Annotated in this window: 4 protein-coding genes and 1 pseudogene; all 5 read left to right on the forward strand. The window is 63.5% G+C overall.

Annotation, left to right across the window (positions count from 1 at the left end; all coding sequences use genetic code 11):
• Positions 1 to 270, forward strand: a 270-nt coding sequence (locus tag BMX36_RS21070; protein ID WP_143058641.1) for a CopD family protein, incomplete at its 5' end; no start/stop codon positions are given.
• Between the two features lie 335 nt (positions 271 to 605).
• On the forward strand, positions 606 to 1,016 hold the full coding sequence (locus BMX36_RS21075; RefSeq protein WP_046407150.1) for a DoxX family protein: 411 nt from the start codon (positions 606 to 608) through the stop codon (positions 1,014 to 1,016).
• Positions 1,013 to 1,873, forward strand: a complete 861-nt coding sequence (gene ygiD / locus BMX36_RS21080; protein WP_046407130.1) for a 4,5-DOPA-extradiol-dioxygenase — start codon at positions 1,013 to 1,015, stop codon at positions 1,871 to 1,873. Before BMX36_RS21075 ends, ygiD begins: the two co-directional genes overlap by 4 nt.
• 33 nt (positions 1,874 to 1,906) lie before the next feature.
• Positions 1,907 to 2,205: pseudogene (locus BMX36_RS21085) on the forward strand (DUF1971 domain-containing protein).
• A 57-nt stretch (positions 2,206 to 2,262) separates the two neighbouring features.
• A partial coding sequence (locus BMX36_RS21090; protein WP_093068530.1) for a vitamin K epoxide reductase family protein occupies positions 2,263 to 4,460 on the forward strand: 2,198 nt, incomplete at its 3' end.

A 4,460-nucleotide genomic window follows, 5' to 3' on the forward strand; every position in this document is an offset into this window, starting at 1 on the left:
GGGCCGACCAATTTTATGGCTCTGGGAACGACACTTTACGGCCTGTTGCTGCTCGCCAAGCTAGCCCTGTTCGCCGGGATGCTGGGGCTCGCTTCCCTCAATCGGTTTCGCCTCACGCCGGCCTTTGAGCGCTCGATTGCCATGAACGACCATCGCGGGGCGCTTAGGGCGCTGCGGGTCAGCCTCGCGATCGAGACAGCCTGCGTGATCGGCATTCTGGCGCTCGTGGCATGGCTAGGCACCCTCGCGCCACCCGCGTCGGGCATGTAAACGCTATGGACCATCCGCCCACACAAGCGCCGCCCAGGCCTTCCACCTTCTTTTACCCACTTGCGCGGCTTAACCCTCGCCTCCCAAGATACCCCCCGCTTGGACTGAGCTTACGTGTCCGACGCCCTAAGTCGCCCACAGGTGCTTGCGGGACTGTCGCCTCGCGCTGCAAAGCTGAGTGTACGAGAGGATTGGTCCGGGATGGTCATTACGTTGAGTGCGCGGGACAAAAAGCATGCCTGTCGCGAGGCAAGCTCTTGATGATCCTTCATCCAAATGTTGGATTTTGAATGAACAAGCCGCGTTGACTGAGGGAACAAGGAGCGGCGATGGCCATGAACGAAAGATTGCATTTCTGGGCACCGCGAATGCTGAGTGCCCTTCGGATCGTTGCCGGTCTCGTCTTCCTTGAGCACGGGACGCAGAAGTTCCTGTCCTTCCCGCTTGGCCAAGCGGCAGGTAGTGGCTTTGCATTCGACAACCCTGGGGCATACGCGGGCTTGGTCGAGCTGGCGGCCGGGCTTCTGATCGCGCTGGGCCTGTTCACCCGTCCAGCCGCTTTCCTGGCTTCCGGCACGATGGCCGTCGCCTACTGGATCGCGCACGCGCCGCAGAACGCATTCCCGGTCAACAACGGGGGCGATGCAGCGATCCTCTACTGCTTCGCGTTCCTCTATCTCGTGTTCGCGGGGCCAGGACCTTGGAGCCTGGACGCTTCCCTCCAGCGTCGCGGGGAAGGGGCATGATGGTCGCCGGGCGGATGCCTGCACTGTTCATCGGCCACGGTAGCCCGATGAACACGCTGGAGCGGAACGGCTTCACCGACGCCTGGAAGTCGCTCGGGCGAACACTGCCCCGTCCCCGTGCACTGCTGGTCGTCTCGGCCCATTGGTATTTCGGTGCGACCGCGGTGACGGCCATGCCGAGACCTCGAACGATCCACGATTTCTACGGCTTCCCGCAGGCGCTGTTCGACTTCGACTATCCGGCACCCGGCGCGCCGGACGTGGCGCAGGAGATTGCGGAAGTGGTGAAACCGGAATGGGTTGGTCTCGACCGCGATCAGTGGGGGCTCGATCACGGCACCTGGTCCGTGCTCGCGCACCTCTACCCGCAAGCCGACGTGCCCGTGGTGCAACTTTCGATCAATGCGCTGCGCCCGCTCGAATACCATGTGGACATCGCCGCGCGGCTCGCCGCGTTGCGCGACAGCGGCGTGGCGATCCTCGCCAGCGGCAACGTCGTCCATAACCTACGAGAAATCCAGTGGGACCAGCCTAACACAGCATTCGATTGGGCAGAGCGGTTCGACGACGCCGTGGTAGCGCAGCTCGCCGACGCGCCAAGCGACATTCTGAGGGTGCGCGAGCATCCCGACTACGCGCGCGCCGTGCCTACGCCCGACCACTTCGTTCCGCTCCTCTACCTGGCAGGCCTGGCGGCCGCTGAGGACGCCCGGCCGGAACCGATCGTGCGCGGCTTTTCGATGGGTTCGATCTCGATGACATGCCACGCACTCGGCGCGAACCTACCGGTCGAGACGGACGCAGAGGACGCCGCGACGCTGCCGCGCGACGTTCCCGCCGATCAGACGAATATCTGACCTACGCGGCTACGAAGTGATGGATTCATTGTCATGAGCTCTCCGCCTCCAGAGCGACCGCTGCCCTATAAATGCACCCCTGTGTTCGACGAGAACACGCTTCCGGCCGGGCTGCAAAAAGAGCATCGCACTAAGCCTGGGGTGTGGGCGCCATTCGAGTGCGCGCCGGGCGATTGCGCTATCATGTTCTCGACCCGGCCTCGGAAACCATACTCGATCCCGATTGTCCTGGCTTGGTGCTCCCGGACCAACCACATTTTGTCGAACCGTTCGGACCGATGCGAATGCAGGTCGAGTTCTATGACCGGATGCCCGCACACGCCGCGGGTTAAGGCTGAAAAGCTGGCCTGTTAACGTTTTCAGAGACAAACGAACGAGGGTAGCAAGTCATGATCGATGGCAAAAGCAGTGAAGCCGGCAGCGGCCAGGGTGGCGGCGGCGTCGTTCTGATCACGGGTGCGAGCGGTTTCATCGCCGCCGCGCTAATTGCCCGGCTCGGCGAACGCTACACGGTTGTCGGCCTTGATCGTGCCGGTCCTCCAGACCCGCCGCCGCCCGCGGCGGCAATCGACTTCGATCTCGGCTCTGACGAGGCGGTGGGCGCCGCGCTCGAAGAGGTGCGCGCGCGGTACGGCAACCGCATCGCCTCTGTGATCCACCTAGCCGCCTATTACGATATTACGGGCGATCCCAATCCGCTCTATGACAAGGTCACCGTGCAGGGCACCCGCCGGCTGATTGACGGGCTGCAATCGTTCGAGGTCGAGCAATTCGTCTTCGCCAGCACGATGCTGGTTCATAAGCCGACTTCCACACCCGACGAGCGCATCAACGAGGACTCCCCGATCGGTGCGTCCTGGGCGTACCCACAGTCCAAAGTCGATGGCGAGGCGTTGCTGCATGAGCATCACGGGAACATCCCGGTCGTCTATATGCGCGCCGCCGGAGTTTACGACGACGACGGACGCTCGGCGTTTCTTGCGCAGCAGATATCGCAGATTTACGAGCACCGTCTGATCTCGCACTTTTATCCCGGCATGCTGTGTGCGGCACAGTCATCGGTGCACCGCGACGATTTGGCCGATGCCGTGCTTCGCCTGGTCGATCGGCGGCACGAACTTCCGGCGGAGCTGCCACTGCTCATCGGCGAGCCCGACGCGCCCGGCTATGCCGAGATCCAGGACATCGTCGGCGAGGCGCTCCACGGCGAGGGCTGGAAGACGATCCGGATTCCGCAGCCGCTCGCGAAAGCCGGGATCATCCTACAGAACGAAGCGCTCGGCAGCGACGACTTCATCCAGCCCTGGATGATCGACAGCAGCAACGACCACTATATCCTCGATATCTCCCGCGCGCGTTCGCTGCTCGGATGGGAGCCGAAACATAGTCTCCGCGACACGCTGCCCGCGATCGTTGCGGCGTTGAAGCGCCATCCGCGGGCCTGGTATCGGAACAACAAGCTCAACGAGAACCTGGTTGCCTGGCACGATAAGCCAGAGGCCGAACCTGTAGCGCCGAGCCATCAACCTACGGCGGCAGGCGCCGGGATGGCCGGTATGGATCACGGGGCTGTGGACCATAGTAGCATGGACCATGCAGCCATGGGGCACGGCCCTGGCGCGGCGGACATGGCGATGTCCGGCCACGGTGCACACGGCGATCACATGGCCATAATGGACCGGGACGAGCGCCGTGCGCGCTGGGCTCTTTACGCGAACATCGGTCTTGGGCTGTGGCTCGCCTCCAGCCCGCTCATATACGACTCCGTGACCACGCAGAGCGTCGGCGAGGCCGCGCGCTTCGTAACGATTGATCGCGGGTTGCCGTCGATTGAGTGGCGGGCGAACGCGCTGGCCATTAGCGATGTCGTCAGCGGCCTCGCCATCGCGCTGTTCGGTGCGCTGTCGCTGTCGGCCAGGACCAAGACCTGGGCGCAATGGGCGGTGGCGTTCGTCGGCATTTGGCTGTTCTTCGCCCCGCTAATCTTCTGGAGCCCGAGCGCTGCTCAGTACAACAACAACCTGCTCATCGGCTCGGCCGTGATTGCCCTGTCGGTGCTCGTGCCGATGATGCCGGGCATGAGCATGGCGGGCATGATGGACCCCAAGAACATCCCGCCTGGCTGGACCTATTCGCCGTCCACTGACGCGCAGCGGCTGCCGATCGTCGCCATGGGCCTGATCGGCCTTCTCACCTCGCGCATCCTGACCGCTTACCAGCTCGGGCACATCGATACAGCCTGGGAGCCGTTCTTCGTCGGATCGCTGACCGACCCGCGCAACGGCACTGAGGAAATCATCACTTCCGACATGTCGAAGGCGTGGCCGATCGCCGACGGCGGTCTCGGCACCATCAGCTACGTGCTCGAGATCCTGATGGCAGTGATGGGAACCCGCGATCGCTGGCGCACCATGCCGTGGATGGTGACCTTCTTCGGCATTCTGGTCATCCCGCTCGGCGTCGTCAGCATCTACTTCATCATCAGCCAGCCGATCGTCATCGGCACGTGGAGCACGCTGGCGCTGATCGCCGCGCTCGCCATGCTGATCATGATCCCGTTCGCGCTCGACGAGGTGATTGCGATGGG

Origin of the sequence: Sphingomonas sp. OV641, from assembly GCF_900109205.1 — a bacterium.
GTDB lineage: Bacteria > Pseudomonadota > Alphaproteobacteria > Sphingomonadales > Sphingomonadaceae > Sphingomonas.

Bases quoted from the DNA above. Each gene is read 5' to 3' on its own strand.
- BMX36_RS21075 (WP_046407150.1), top strand. From the start codon at position 606: ATGAACGAAAGATTGCATTTCTGGGCACCGCGAATGCTGAGTGCCCTT.
- ygiD (WP_046407130.1), top strand. From the start codon at position 1,013: ATGATGGTCGCCGGGCGGATGCCTGCACTGTTCATCGGCCACGGTAGC.